Origin of the sequence: Nonomuraea terrae (assembly GCF_044465245.1) — a bacterium.
Classification (GTDB): Bacteria; Actinomycetota; Actinomycetes; order Streptosporangiales; family Streptosporangiaceae; genus Nonomuraea; species Nonomuraea terrae.
Genome location: NZ_JBITLL010000005.1, coordinates 1,160,442 through 1,174,054, shown reverse-complemented (window position 1 = coordinate 1,174,054; position 13,613 = coordinate 1,160,442). Strand labels below are relative to the sequence as shown.

The window sequence follows — 13,613 nt, the reverse complement described above, 5'->3', positions numbered from 1 at the left end:
GCGTCGGTGGTGGAGGGGCACAGGCGCCGTGGGTGTCGGGGTTCCTCGGCACGCTCGCCGCCGGCGTGTTCCGGCTTTGTCGGTGCGGGAAGGGACGCGTCGGCTGTCTGACGTGTCGGTCTGTGTGGGTCTCATGCCTTCGGTGTGGGGCTTTTTGCGTTTCAGGGCCGCCTTTTCGGCGCTGGTTGCGCGGCGTGCGATGGCTTCGAGGCTTGCGTCGGCCGGGTCCGCCAGTGGCGTCAGTGCTTTTGATGTTTCCTGCGGTGGTGCTGTTGTTGGCGGTGGGTGGCTGAGGGAGGGCGCCGGTATCGGAGACTGTCTCGCTCCTATTTGGCTCAGTCGCCTGACAACCGGCGGGGGTGGCTGTGGACCGTGCCTGGTGGCCACTGGCTGAGAGTTCGTCGCCTGTGAGCCATGGCGGCTGGGTGCAGCGGGTCACCTGTTGTTTCTGTTGGGCACGGTTTCCAGCACTGCGGGAAAGCAGGCGTCTCGTGCGCCTGGCTCTCAGGTGAGGACACCGTGGACTTCCGCGCTCACGCGGAAAGAGGGCCGACGCCAAGAGAGACTGTTTCCCTGTGCTGACGACCGCGCGCTCGCACACCCCGCCCTGTTGGCGTGTGCACTCTGACGAGCTTCCGCAGCGACCAGTCGGTTGGCGCGGTCCTGTTGACGAGGCTGTGCGAGGCGCAATCGGCATACGCGCTCGTTCCCACGGCAGGGACGTCGCAGCGGCTTTGCGACGACCGCCTGTCCCAGGTCGCCTCGGGGTCGGGCGCGGGATGGAGTGCTGGCAGGGGTCAGTAGGGTTGAGGGGTGGATTATCGTGCGGTTGAACGCGCCATCCTGGATCGCGGCGTCGAGTGGGACTTCGAGCCGACGCTCGACCGGATCGCGGCCCTCCTGGACGTGCTCGGCTCCCCGCAGCGGGCGTACCCGGTCATACACATTGCCGGCACCAACGGCAAGACGAGTACGGCGCGGCTGACGGAGGTGCTGCTGAAGGAGCGCAACCTGCGGGTGGGGCGGTTCACCAGCCCTCACTTGGTGTCGATGCGCGAGCGGATCACCGTCGACGGGGAGCCCCTGAGCGAGGAGCGGTTCGCCGAGGTCTACGAGGAGATCATCCCCTACGTCGAGCTGACCGACGCCAACGGGCGGCGCATCCAGTTCTTCGAGCTGCTGACGGCGATGGCGTTCGCCGCGTTCAGCGACACCCCGGTCGATGTCGCGGTCGTCGAGACGGGCATGGGCGGGTCGTGGGACGCCACCAACGTGGCCGACGGCACCGTGTCGGTGATCACCCCGATCTCGCTCGACCACACCGACCGGCTCGGGCCCGACATCCCGAGCATCGCCTCGGAGAAGGCTGGCATCATCAAGCCCGGCTCGACGGCGGTGTTCGCACAGCAGGAGCTGGAGGCGGCCGAGGTGCTGATGCGGCGCGCCGTCGAGGTCGGCGCGGTCGTCGCGCGTGAGGGGCTGGAGTTCGGCGTGCTGAGCCGCGAGGTCGCCCTCGGTGGGCAGCTGCTCACGCTGCGGGGCCTCAAGGGCGTATACGACGAGGTCTACCTGCCGCTCTACGGCGCCCACCAGGCGAGCAACGCCGCCTGTGCGCTGGCCGCCGTCGAGGCGCTGACCGGTGGCGACGAGCCGCTCGACGTCGAGCTCGTGCGGCAGGCGTTCGCGCAGGCGTCCTCGCCCGGGCGGCTGGAGATCATCAGGCGGACTCCCACGGTGGTGGTCGACGCCGCGCACAATCCCGGCGGCATGCAGGCGACCCTGGACGGGCTGCACGAGGCGTTCGATTTCGCCAAGGTGATCGGCGTGGTCTCGGTCATGCGCGACAAGGACGTGGCGGGCCTGCTGGAGCTGCTCGAGCCCGTGCTCGCCGAGATCGTCGTCACGCGTAACTCCTCACCCAGGTCCATGCCGCCCAAGGAGCTCGCGGAGCTGGCCGAGCCGCTGTTCGGCGAGGACCGGGTGCACGTCGTCGACCGGCTCGACGACGCCATCGACAAGGGCATCGCCATCGCCGACGCGGAGGGCGAGTTCAGCGGCACGGGCGTGTTCATCACGGGATCGGTCGTGACCGCGGGCGACGCCCGGCGGCTGCTGAAGGCGGACGGCACATGATGAGCTTCGAGGTCACTCCCGGGATGCGCCGGCTCGGCGCCAGCGTGCTCGGCATGGAGGCCATCGTGGCCGGGCTCGTCACGCCCGTCGCGATCCGGGTGGGCGGGGTGTCGCCGGGCCTCGCCGTGACGGTCGGCATCGGGCTCGCTGTGCTGTGCGTGGTGGCGGCGGGCCTGCTCAAGAAGCCGATCGGATACGTTCTCGGCAGCGTCGCGCAGGTACTGGCGATCTGTACGGGCTTCGTCGTGTCGATGATGTTCTTCCTCGGCGCGATCTTCGCCGCGCTGTGGATCACGGCCATTCTCGTCGCTCGCCGTGTCGAGGGCGCTACTTCGCGCTAAAGTCGGCCAACATGGCCGTCCCCCCACTCCAGCGGTCGTCCGACCCGGCTGGCCACAGACCTTCGTGGCAGTTCGACGTATTGCTCGGGCTGCTCGTCGTGGCATCGCTGCCTTTGGCGGTCGTCGCGATCCCCAACACGCTCTCCGTCGTCGCCGGGCTGCTGCCGGGCGACGTCGACCAGCCCGGGCTCATGCGCACGCACGGGCTCGCCCTGCCCGCGCTGATGCTCACCGTCCCGCTGGCCGCCGTGGCCCTGCGGCGGGTGCCGGCGGCGTACATGCTGGTGGCCGGGCTGGCGCTGGTGGCGCTGTCCGATGCCGCGGGCGGTTACGCGGGCTCCGAGCTCGTCGTCGGAGCCGTGCGCGTGGTGCGCGGCATCGGGGCCGGGCTGGTCCTGCCGGCCACGCTGGCGGCCGTCTGGGAGCGCACACCCGTCCTGCGGGCCCTGTGGGTGGGCATGCTGGGCCTGAGCCTGCTCGTGGCGCAGGCACTGGCGTTGTGGCCACTCGACGACGTGAGCAGCTGGCGGGTGACGCTGCAGCCGTACCCGCTGGTGACGGGGATCGCGCTGGCGCTGGCCGCCCTGCACCTCGGCGTGTGGACGGCGGGCGGGCGGCCTGCCGCGCCGGTGCCCGATCTGCGCGAGCGCGGGCTGGTGCTGCTGTCGGCCGGGCCCGCGGCGGGCATCGCGGTCGTGGCGGTCAGCACGGCTTCGGAGGGCTGGCGGGCCGGCTGGGTGATCCTGCTGGCGGCTGTGGCGGTGACGGCGCTGCTGGTCATGGCCTCGATGGGGGCAGCCGAGAGCCGGGCGCTCGCGTACACGATGGTGGCGGTGGGCGTCGTGCTGCTGCCGAGCGCCGCGCAGATCACGATGGTGGAGATGGGCGGGCTCGGCGGGCCGGGGCTGCGGGGGTTGTGGTTGCCGTACGTCCTGGCGGGGGTGCTCGCGGTCGCGGCCGCGATCCTGGTGCGGCTGCACGCGCCCGCCGCCGGGCGGTGGCTGGCGCCGCTCGGGCTGCTGGCCATGGTGGGCGGCCTGTGCTCGGTACGGTTCCTCGTGCCGTCGGCCGACGGGCTGCTGCTGGTGGTGCCGTTCGGCCTGCTCGCGGTAGGTGCCGCGGTGGCGTTGACGGCGACGTTGCAGGAGGTCACCTTCGGGGCCGCGGCGTTCGGGCTCTCGCTGGGCGTCGCCGGGGTGCTGACGGGGTTCCTGCTCGGCACGGGCGTGCAGATGGCGATGCTCGACGGTGTGGGCTCGGTGCAGGAGCTGGTCGACGGTTTCGTGGGCGCGCTGCACTGGTGGGCGCTGATCGGCGGGTTCCTGCTTGTGCTGATCATCGTGCTGGCCGCCGTGCTGGCGCGGCGTACCGACCAGCCTCCGGCGGACGAGCGGGAGCGGGTGCCGTGCGCCGGTACGCCCTCGGACACGCTGCTCGTCCCCGATGACGGCGATTCCGGACATCAGCCGATCGTCCCGCCGATGGGCGCCTTCGACCGACCGGTCGCGTCCGACGAGGAGCGGTCGCTGCCGTCGGTGCCGCCGCAGGGGCAGTCGCCGGAGGACACCTCCTCCCCGTAGGGAGGCTAGGCTTCCCGTACGGAAACGAGGGCAGGGGCGGGGAACGGTAAGCTGAGGCCCTGCCACGGCGACGTGTGGGCGCGTAGCCCCGCGAAGCGTCCTCCGCGGCCAGGCCGGTGCCTGCAGCCGCGACCCCACTCTGTTCGAAGGAGAACTTCAAGTGTCCGAGCGCACTCTTGTCCTGATCAAGCCCGACGGGGTAAAGCGCGGCCTCATCGGTGACGTGATCTCCCGCGTGGAGCGCAAGGGCCTCAAGGTCGTGGCGATGGACCTCCGCACCCTCGACGCCGACACCGCCAAGGCGCACTACGCCGAGCACTCCGAGCGGCCGTTCTTCGGCGAGCTGGTGGAGTTCATCACCTCGGGGCCGCTCGTCGCGATGGTGCTCGAGGGCCCGCGTGCCATCGAGGCCTTCCGCGCGCTGGCGGGCGCCACCGACCCGGTCAAGTCGCCCCCCGGCACGATCCGCGGCGACCACGCCCTCGAGATCGCCGAGAACATCGTCCACGGCTCCGACTCTCCCGAGTCGGCCGCCCGGGAGGTCAAGATCTTCTTCCCGGACCGGTTCTGAGCGACTCCGTTCTCCGCGCGCCCGCGCAGCTCCGGCTGCGCGGGCGCGCGTTTTTCTGTCGGTCTTTCCGCGTAAGGTTCTGGAGTCGGCGGGTGGCCGACGACCGAAGACATGGACAGAAGCTTTTCCTGAAGTTTTCTGCGTTTTGGTGAATTCGTGGTTCCAGCGGCCAACGGATGTTGTGGTGCAATCCGGGCAAAATTAGAGGCTGGAGAATTTTGACAGGCGCGCTGGCTCATTGCGGCCCTCGGTGGGTACGTCACGTTACGATTCGAATTCGATCCGTAGTCATTCGCGAACGACGTTACGGAGGGCTCCGTTCCCCATGGGCAGCAAGCTCGCGTTCCTCGGCCGTGACATGGCGGTCGACCTGGGCACCGCCAACACGTTGGTCTACGTGCGTGGCCGCGGCATCGTGCTCAACGAGCCGTCAGTCGTAGCGATCAACACCGTCACCGGCAAGATCGTGGCGGTCGGCATCGAAGCCAAGCGGATGATCGGTCGCACGCCCGGCAACATTGTCGCGGTCCGCCCGCTCAAAGACGGCGTGATCGCCGATTTTGACGTCACCGAACGGATGTTGCGTTATTTCATCCAGAGGGTGCACAAACGACGGCATTTCGCCAAGCCGCGCATCATCATCGCCGTTCCCAGCGGAATCACCAGCGTCGAGCAGCGGGCGGTCAAGGAGGCCGGCTACCAGGCCGGCGCGCGGAAGGTCTACATCATCGAGGAGCCCATGGCCGCCGCGATCGGCGCCGGGCTGCCGGTGCACGAGCCGACCGGAAACATGGTGGTCGACATCGGCGGCGGCACGACCGAGGTGGCGATCATCTCGATGGGCGGCGTGGTCACCAGCCAGTCGATCCGGGTCGGCGGCGACGAGCTCGACCAGGCGGTGATGACGTTCGCGAAGAAGGAGTTCTCGCTGATGCTGGGCGAGCGCACCGCCGAGGAGATCAAGATGTCGATCGGCTCGGCCTGCCCGGTCGGCGAGGAGCTGCACGCGGAGATCCGCGGGCGCGACCTGATCACGGGGCTGCCCAAGACCATCGTGGTGTCGAGCGAGGAGATCAGGAAGGCCACCGAGGAGCCGGTCAACGCGATCGTCGACGCGGTCAAGACCACGCTCGACAAGTGCCCTCCCGAGCTCTCCGGCGACATCATGGACCGCGGCATCGCGCTCACCGGCGGCGGCGCCCTGCTGAGGGGCCTCGACGAGCGGGTCAGGGCCGAGACGGGCATGCCGGTGCACCTCGTCGACAACGCCCTCGACTCCGTCGCCATCGGCTCGGGCAAGTGCGCCGAGGAGTTCGAGGCTCTCCAGGGGGTTCTGGTGCCGGAGTCGCGACACTGATGAGAGACTCGCGCCGTGCCCGGATCGTCCTGGGAGTGCTGCTCTCGGCGGCCCTGATCATCCTGACCGTCGACCACCGCTCGGGCGAAAGCTCGCCGCTGCGCCAGTTGCGCGCGGCCGGGGCCTACGTGTTCGGCACGGCGGAGCAGTTCGGCGTCGGGCTCATCCGGCCCGTCGGCGCCTTCGTGCAGGCGGTCGTGTCGGCGCCGAGCGCACAGCGGCGCATCGACGCGCTGAAGGAGGAGAACGCCAAGCTGCGCGCCGGCCTCGTCGCCGGCCGGCTGGACGCGGATCGCGCCAAGGAGCTTGACCGGCTGCTCGGGTTGGCCGGGACCGGCGGATACAAGGTGGTCGCGGCCAACGTGGTGGCTCGGCGCGGGCTGCCCGGGTTCGAGGACGCCGTCGAGATCGACGTCGGCACCGGCGACGGGATCCAGCGGGACATGACGGTGCTCAACGGCGACGGGCTGGTCGGGCGCGTGCTGCACGCCTCCGCCCACACCTCGACGGTGCTGTTGCTGAGCGATCCCGCCTCGTCCGTCGGCGCGCGGCTGGAGGGTGGCAAGGAGATCGGCGTGGTCCACGGCGTCGGGGAGAACGGGCGGCTCGTGCAGTTCCGGCTGCTCGATTCCACGGCGTCGCTGAGCAGGGGCGGGCGGATCGTGAGCTTCGGGTCCAAGAACGGGAGACCGTACGTGCCGGGGGTGCCGATCGGGATCATCGAGCGGGTCGAGTCCACGCCAGGGGAGCTGACACGGATCGCCTATGCCCGGCCGTACGCGGACATGACGGCGCTCGACGTGGTCGGCGTCGTGGTGGAGGCGCCCAAGCGCAACCCGCGCGACGCGGTCCTGCCGGGCAGGGAGAGGTCGCGGTGAGCGCGCCGGGCGTGATCCACGGCGGGGTCGACGGCGGGGAGGGGACCAGGTGATCGGGTGGCTGTCGGTGCTGCTGGCGTTGCTCACGCAGGTCATGCTCGTCAACCGGGTCCCCCTGCCGGCCGGGGGCGCACCTGACCTGGTGCTGCTCGCCGTCATCGGCGCGGCGCTGACCCGGGGGCCGTCGTCGGGGGCGGTGCTCGGCTTCTTCGCGGGACTGCTGGTCGACGTCGTGCCGCCGAGCGCCCACCTGGTCGGCCAGTACGCGTTCGTGTACGCGCTCGTCGGCTACGTCGCCGGGCGCGGCCTGGGCGGGCCGGTCACGACCGTGGTGCTGTGCGTGCTGCTGGCGCCGCTGGCGGCGGCGGGCGTGGGCGCGTTGATGTCCGATCCACGGGTGACGATGTCGATGCTGACCGGCCAGGTGCCCGTCACCGTCGTCTACACGCTGCTGGTCTCGCCCATCGTGATCTGGCTGACCACGCGGAGCAGACAGGCGAGGTTCTCGACATGACGCGGATTCGGACCCGGCTGCTGGTGCTGCACGTGCTCGTGCTGGCGCTGCTCGCGGCGCTGGCCGTGCGGCTGTGGCAGGTGCAGGTCGTGCACGGGCAGGAGTTCGTGACGCGGGCGACGGAGACGCGTACGCGGGTGGTGATCGTGCCCGCGGTGCGCGGGCAGATCCTCGACTCGTCGGGGCGCCCGCTGGTGCGTAACAAGACCGCGCTGGTCGTCTCCATCGACCGCACCCGGCTGTCCAGGATGCAGGACGGCGGCCTGGCGGTGCTGCGCAAGCTGTCGGCGGTGCTCGGCCGGCCGGTGAAGGACCTGCAGCAGCGCATCAGGCCGTGCGGGCCCGGGGTGGGCAAGCCGTGCTGGACGGGGTCGCCGTACCAGGCGGTTCCGCTGGACGAGAAGGTCGACACCCGCGAGGCGCTGCAGATCCTGGAGAGGCAGGAGGAGTTCCCCGGCGTGACGGCCGAGGTCAACTCCGTCCGGCAGTACCCGGGGGGCAGGGCAGGGGCTCAGATGCTCGGCTACCTGCAGCCGGTCACCCAGGCGGAGCTGGAGAAGCGCGAAGGGCTCAAGGCCAGCTTCTCCGGGGTCGACCTCGCCGGGCGCGACGGGCTCGAATACGTCTACGACGACGCGCTGCGCGGCAAGGCCGGGCTGCGCCGGGTCCAGGTCGACCGCATGGGCAAGCCGCTCGGGCTCGTGGAGCAGGTGACGCCCGTCGCCGGTGACCACCTGGTGACGAGCATCGACTCGCGCGTCCAGACCGTGGTGGAGAAGGCGCTGGCCAAGGCGATGAAGTCCGCGCCCGGCGCCGACGGCGGGGCCGGGGTGGTGCTCGACGCCCGTACGGGGCGAGTGGTGGCGCTCGCGAGCGCGCCCGGGTACGACCCGGAGATCTGGGCGGGCGGCATCTCGGCGCGCGGCTACCAGTGGCTGATGTCGGAGAAGTCCGACAAGCCGCTCGTGTCGCGGGCGATCAACGGCCAGTTCGCGCCCGGTTCGACGTTCAAGGTCACGTCGGTGACCGCGATGCTGCGCGCCGGCTATCCGCTGAACGGCACCTATTCCTGCCCCGGCTCCTACATGGTGGGCGGGCGCGCGTTCAACAACTTCCGGGGCATCGGGCTGGGCTCGATGAACCTGCACACGGCGCTGGTCAAATCGTGCGACACGATCTTCTACCGGGCGTCGTACGAGCAGTACCTCAAGGACGGCGGGCGCACGCCGAAGAAGAAGCCGAAGGAGATCTTCGCCAACGTGGCCAGGCAGTTCGGGTTCGGCGCGCCGACCGGCATCGACCTGCCGGGCGAGTCAGGCGGCCGCATCCCCGACCGGGTCTGGAAGAAGGAGCTGTGGGACCAGACGAGCGCCGTCACCTGCACGCGGGCGCGCAAGGGGTATCCGGAGGTGAAGGACCGGGCGCGGGCGGCGTTCCTCAAGCAGCTCGCGGTGGAGAACTGCGCCGAAGGGTTCCTGCTGCGGCCCGGTGACGCGGCCAACTTCTCCATCGGCCAGGGCGACGTGCTCGTGACGCCGCTGCAGCTGGCGCGGGCCTACCAGGCGCTGGTGAGCGACGGCAAGGTGCGCAGCCCGCGCATCGGCTGGGCGCAGGTCCGGCCCGACGGCAAGGTGGTCAAGAAGATCCCGGTGCCGGTGGTGGGCAAGCTGCCGCTCAGGGAGAAGGAGCGCCTGTACATCAAGAACGCGCTGAGCCAGGTGGCCGCCGACGGCACCGCGGCGGGGGCCTTCGCCGGGTTCCCGATGGACAAGGTCCGCGTCGGAGGCAAGACCGGTACGGCGGAGGTCTGGGGCAAGAAGGACACCTCCTGGTTCGCGTCGTTCGCGCCGACGAAGAAGCCGCAGTACGTGGTGGTCGTGATGGTGTCGCAGGGCGGTATGGGCGGCTCCACGGCGGCGCCGGCCGCGCGGGAGATCTACGAGGGCATCTACGGCATCAAGCGCGAGCCCGCCGTACCCGGCGGACGGCTGACCACGCGGCTGCCCAGGTTCGCCCCCGACGGAACGGTGGCCGGGGGATGATCGCGCGGGCGGTGGACATCCGGCGGCCGTCGCTGCTGCAGCGGATGGCCCGCCAGGACTCGACCGTGCGCCGGCTCGACGGGCTGATGCTGGTCGCGGTGGCCGGGCTGTGCGTGATCGGCACGCTGCTGGTCTGGTCGTCCACCAGGACGTGGGCGCCCGGCTCGACGGGGCTGGTGAAGAAGCACCTGCTCAACGAGGCCGTCGGGGCCGTGATGTCCGGGCTCGTCGCCATGATCGACCATCGGGCGATGCGGGCGTACGCGCCGCTGGTGTATTTGATGTCGCTGGTGGGGTTGGGGCTGGTGCTGACGCCGCTGGGGGCGACGATCAACGGCTCTCACTCGTGGATCCTGCTCGGGGGCGGGTTCGCGGTGCAGCCGTCGGAGTTCGCCAAGGTCGGGCTGCTGCTGATCGTCGCGATGCTGCTGGCGCAGCCGGCCGAGGGCACCGACCGGCCACGCATGATCGACGTGACACTGGCGCTGGTCGCGGCGGGGATCACGATCGGGCTGGTGATGCTGCAGCCCGACCTCGGCACGGCGATGGTGCTGGCGGTGATCATGGCCGCCGGTCTGATCATCTCGGGCGTGCGCAAGCGCCTGATCGCGCTGCTGATGCTGGTGGCGGGGCTCGGGGTGTTCGCGGTGTTCTACTTCCAGATGCTGGAGCCGTACCAGGTGGCGCGGTTCACGGCGTTCGTCGATCCGAGCGTCGATCCGCGCGGCGTGGGCTACAACAGCACGCAGTCGCTCATCGCGATCGGCTCGGGGCAGCTGCTGGGCAAGGGGCTGCTCGGCGGTGGGCAGACGACCGGGCGGTTCGTGCCGGAGCAGCACACCGACTTCATCTTCACGGTGGCGGGAGAGGAGTTCGGTTTCCTCGGGTCGGTCACCGTCGTGATGCTGCTCGGCATCGTGCTGCTGCGCGGCCTGAAGATCGCCAGGGAGTGCGAGGATCGGTTCGGGACGCTGGTCGCGGGCACGATCGTGTGCTGGTTCGCGTTCCAGACGTTCATCAACGTGGGGATGACGATCGGGATCATGCCGATCACCGGGCTGCCGCTGCCGTTCGTCTCCTACGGCGGCACCGCGACCTTCGCCAACCTCGTCGCGGTCGGGCTGCTCCAGGCCATCAAGGTGCGAAGACGGCCGTTCGCCTGACCGGCGCTCGCGCTTGCGGTGAAAGACGTGGCCGATGGGGCGCGGGAGAGGCGTACGGCGGCCCGGCAGTGCCCGTGCGCCGCTACCCTGGACTGTATGACTGTCGAGTCGATTTTCCACCGCCTGGAAGCGCTGCTGCCCAAGGTGCAGAAGCCCATCCAGTACGTCGGGGGTGAGCTCAACTCGACCATCAAGGACTGGGACTCCGCCGACGTGCGGTGGGCGTTGATGTACCCGGACGCCTACGAGGTAGGGCTGCCCAACCAGGGCGTGGCCATCCTCTACGAGATCCTCAACGAGCTCCCCGGCACGCTGGCCGAGCGCACGTACGCGGTCTGGCCCGACCTCGAGGCACTCATGCGAGCGGAGGGCGTCCCGCAGTTCACCGTCGACGCCCACCGGCCGGTGCGCGCGTTCGATGTGCTCGGGATCTCGTTCTCGACCGAGCTCGGCTACACCAACATGCTGACCGCGCTCGACCTGGCCGGCATCCCGCTGCTCGCCGCGGACCGCGGCGAGGACGACCCGATCGTGCTCGGGGGCGGCCACGCGGCCTTCAACCCCGAGCCGGTCGCCGACTTCCTCGACGCGGCCGTGCTCGGCGACGGGGAGCAGATCTCCATCGCCATCACCGAGGTCATCCGCGAGTGGAAGGCCGAGGGCAGTCCCGGCGGGCGTGACGAGCTGCTCATGCGGCTCGCCGAGTCCGGCGGGGTCTACGTGCCGAAGTTCTACGACGTCGAATACCACGACGACGGCCGCATCAAGCGCGTCGCGCCCAACCGGCCCGACGTGCCGTGGCGGGTGCACAAGCACACCGTGATGGACCTCGACGAGTGGCCGTACCCGAAGAAGCCGCTGGTGCCGCTGGCCGAGACGGTGCACGAGCGGTTCAGCGTGGAGATCTTCCGCGGCTGTACGCGCGGCTGCCGCTTCTGCCAGGCGGGCATGATCACGCGCCCGGTGCGCGAGCGCTCCATCACCACGATCGGGGCGATGGTGGAGAACGGCATCAAGCAGTCCGGCTTCAACGAGGTCGGTCTGCTGTCGCTGTCGTCCGCCGACCACTCCGAGATCGCCGACGTGGCCAAGGGCCTGGCCGATCAGTACGAGGGCAGCAACACCTCGCTGTCGCTGCCCTCCACCAGGGTCGACGCGTTCAACATCGACCTGGCCAACGAGTTCTCCAGGAACGGCAGGCGCTCGGGCCTGACGTTCGCGCCCGAGGGCGGCTCGGAGCGGATGCGCAAGGTGATCAACAAGATGGTCACCGAGGAAGACCTCATCCGCACCGTCACCACGGCCTACTCCCAGGGCTGGCGGCAGGTCAAGCTCTACTTCATGTGCGGCCTGCCCACCGAGCAGGACGAGGACGTGCTCGGCATCGCCGACCTGGCCAAGAAGGTCATCAAGGCGGGCCGCGAGGCGACCGGCAGCCGCGACATCCGCTGCACGGTCTCCATCGGCGGTTTCGTGCCCAAGCCGCACACGCCGTTCCAGTGGGCGGCGCAGACCGACCACGAGACCGTCGACCGGCGGCTCAAGGCGCTGCGCGACGCGCTGCGGAGCGACAAGGCGTACGGCCGCGCGATCGGCTACCGCTACCACGACGGCAAGCCGTCCATCGTGGAGGGCCTGCTGTCGCGAGGTGACCGCAGGATCGGCGCCGTGATCAGGAACGTCTGGGAGGACGGCGGCCGGTTCGACGGGTGGAGCGAGCACTTCTCCTACGAGCGCTGGATGGCCGCCGCCGAGAAGGCGGGCGTCGACGTCGACTGGTACACCACGCGTGAGCGGGAGGAGAACGAAGTACTCCCGTGGGACCACCTCGACGCGGGGCTCGACCGCGAATGGTTGTGGCAGGACTGGCAGGACGCCGTTTCCGGCGGCGAGGTCGAAGACTGCCGCTGGACGCCGTGTTACGACTGCGGGGTCTGCCCGACGATGGGGACCGAAATTCAGATCGGCCCGACGGGGCGGAAACTCCTTCCCCTGACGGTGGTCTAGCGCGCTCAGTGGGCGAGCCGTGTCTCGGCGTACACGTACACCTGCCGGGGCGGCTTATCCTGAGACGAAGGAACTCTTTGACAAGGAAGGACGACAAGCTCTGAAACCTGTTCCCGAAGGGCCTCCGCCCGCGCCCACGGTGCAGCGCCTGCGCGTGCGTTACGCCAAGCGCGGCCGTCTGCGCTTCACCAGCCACCGCGACATCTCGCGGGCCGTCGAGAGAGCGGTCCGCCGTGCCGGCATTCCGGTGGCCTACAGCGCGGGTTTCTCGCCCCACCCGAAGATCTCCTACGCGGGCGCGGCGCCGACCGGCGTCGCCAGCGAAGCCGAATACCTCGAGATCGGTGTCACCACGCCGAGCGATCCCGCCCAGGTCAGACAGAGCCTGGACGAGTCGTTGCCCTCTGGGCTCGATGTGCTCGACGTCGTGGAGGCGGGTCCTGGCGGGCTGGCCGACCGCTTGGAGGCATCCGAGTGGGAGGTGCGGCTGCCCGGTGCCGATCGCGGACTCGCCGAGGTGGCGGCAGAGAAGTTTCTCGCGGCGGGCACGGTGGAAGTCGAGCGCCTCACCAAGAAGGGTCCCCGCCGCTTCGACGCGCGGCAGGCCGTCCTGGGGCTCGAGGTTTCCGAGGGAACAGACAGAACCGCAGCTCAGGTGGGCGGACGACCGTGTGTCATACTGCGCATGGTTGTTCGGCACATGACGCCTGCCGTTCGACCCGACGATGTGCTCACAGGGCTGCGCCTTGTGGCCGACTTCGCGCCGCCGGTTCCCCCCGAGGTGACCAGGCTGGCGCAGGGGCCGCTCGACGTTAGTACCGGTGCGCTTGCCGACCCGCTCGACCTGGACCGCGACGTAACGCGCGGCGGCGAGGCGGGACCGGCGGGTGAGCACGTCGCCGGTTAAGGATGTGCCCTGCGTGAGCCGGGCACGACCGCTGACAGGACTTGGCGCCGATACGCCCCTTCCGGGGGCGCCGGTGGACAACGAGACACGAGGGCTCCTGCGCGGCGCGGTGACGCGCCC

At 70.1% G+C, this 13,613-nt stretch carries 11 protein-coding genes; all 11 read left to right on the top strand.

Features of this window, described 5'->3' with window-relative positions:
• Positions 1–813: 813 nt before the first annotated feature.
• The 11 genes from ACIBP6_RS29180 to ACIBP6_RS29130 all read left to right on the top strand — a co-directional run bounded on the left by ACIBP6_RS29180 (position 814) and on the right by ACIBP6_RS29130 (position 13,493).
• A complete protein-coding gene (locus ACIBP6_RS29180; protein WP_397057065.1) occupies positions 814–2,133 on the top strand; it encodes a bifunctional folylpolyglutamate synthase/dihydrofolate synthase in 1,320 nt (439 codons plus the stop codon).
• On the top strand, positions 2,130–2,474 hold the full coding sequence (locus ACIBP6_RS29175) for a DUF4233 domain-containing protein (protein WP_397057064.1): 345 nt from the start codon (positions 2,130–2,132) through the stop codon (positions 2,472–2,474). Before ACIBP6_RS29180 ends, ACIBP6_RS29175 begins: the two co-directional genes overlap by 4 nt.
• 98 nt (positions 2,475–2,572) lie before the next feature.
• Complete coding sequence (locus ACIBP6_RS29170) at positions 2,573–4,054, top strand: hypothetical protein (protein ID WP_397057063.1); 1,482 nt, start codon at positions 2,573–2,575, stop codon at positions 4,052–4,054.
• Positions 4,055–4,214: 160 nt separating this feature from the next.
• The gene (gene ndk / locus ACIBP6_RS29165; protein WP_132615929.1) at positions 4,215–4,625 is read left to right on the top strand and encodes a nucleoside-diphosphate kinase; all 411 of its coding nucleotides are present in this window, start codon (positions 4,215–4,217) and stop codon (positions 4,623–4,625) included.
• Between the two features lie 325 nt (positions 4,626–4,950).
• Entirely contained in the window at positions 4,951–5,982 is a 1,032-nt protein-coding gene (locus ACIBP6_RS29160; RefSeq protein WP_132615931.1) for a rod shape-determining protein, read from the top strand.
• Complete coding sequence (gene mreC, locus ACIBP6_RS29155) at positions 5,982–6,860, top strand: rod shape-determining protein MreC (RefSeq protein ID WP_397057062.1); 879 nt, start codon at positions 5,982–5,984, stop codon at positions 6,858–6,860. Before ACIBP6_RS29160 ends, mreC begins: the two co-directional genes overlap by 1 nt.
• A 49-nt stretch (positions 6,861–6,909) precedes the next feature.
• Positions 6,910–7,374, top strand: a complete 465-nt coding sequence (gene mreD / locus ACIBP6_RS29150) for a rod shape-determining protein MreD (protein ID WP_132615939.1) — start codon at positions 6,910–6,912, stop codon at positions 7,372–7,374.
• Positions 7,371–9,416: a penicillin-binding protein 2 gene (gene mrdA / locus ACIBP6_RS29145; RefSeq protein WP_397057061.1), complete on the top strand. Its 2,046-nt coding sequence runs from the start codon at positions 7,371–7,373 to the stop codon at positions 9,414–9,416. The genes mreD and mrdA overlap by 4 nt, the downstream gene beginning before the upstream one ends.
• Positions 9,413–10,579, top strand: a complete 1,167-nt coding sequence (rodA, locus tag ACIBP6_RS29140) for a rod shape-determining protein RodA (RefSeq protein WP_397057060.1) — start codon at positions 9,413–9,415, stop codon at positions 10,577–10,579. Before mrdA ends, rodA begins: the two co-directional genes overlap by 4 nt.
• Positions 10,580–10,675: 96 nt before the next feature.
• On the top strand, positions 10,676–12,586 hold the full coding sequence (locus tag ACIBP6_RS29135) for a TIGR03960 family B12-binding radical SAM protein (RefSeq protein WP_397057059.1): 1,911 nt from the start codon (positions 10,676–10,678) through the stop codon (positions 12,584–12,586).
• A gap of 154 nt (positions 12,587–12,740) precedes the next feature.
• Positions 12,741–13,493, top strand: a complete 753-nt coding sequence (locus tag ACIBP6_RS29130; RefSeq protein WP_397057058.1) for a TIGR03936 family radical SAM-associated protein — start codon at positions 12,741–12,743, stop codon at positions 13,491–13,493.
• Positions 13,494–13,613: the final 120 nt, after the last annotated feature.